Source organism: Belnapia sp. AC561 (assembly GCF_979252845.1).
On sequence record NZ_CEEDBP010000258.1, the window covers coordinates 1 to 266 of the forward strand.

Annotated in this window: 1 protein-coding gene; it reads right to left on the minus strand. The window is 65.8% G+C overall.

Annotation, left to right across the window (positions count from 1 at the left end; all coding sequences use genetic code 11):
* Positions 1-266, minus strand: a 266-nt coding sequence (locus tag AC0IW9_RS30990) for an aldo/keto reductase (RefSeq protein WP_471652139.1), incomplete at both ends; no start/stop codon positions are given.

The following is a 266-nucleotide window of genomic DNA, read 5'->3' on the forward strand; positions in this document are numbered from 1 at the left end:
TGTTGTCCTGCGCGAGCAGCCATGCCAGCGCGAGCTGCGCCGGCGTCTTGCCGATTTCGGCGGCGAGCAACTGTAATCCGGTATCCGCGACGAGCCTGCCCTGTTCCACCGGGCTGTACGCCATTGCTGGTATCGCATGCGCGGCGAGCCAGGGCAGCAGGTCGTGCTCGGGTCCGCGCCGCGTCAGGTTGTAGAGGATCTGGTTGGCCGCGCATGGCTGACCTCCTGCGGCCATCAACTCCTCCATATCGTCGGTGTCCAGGTTG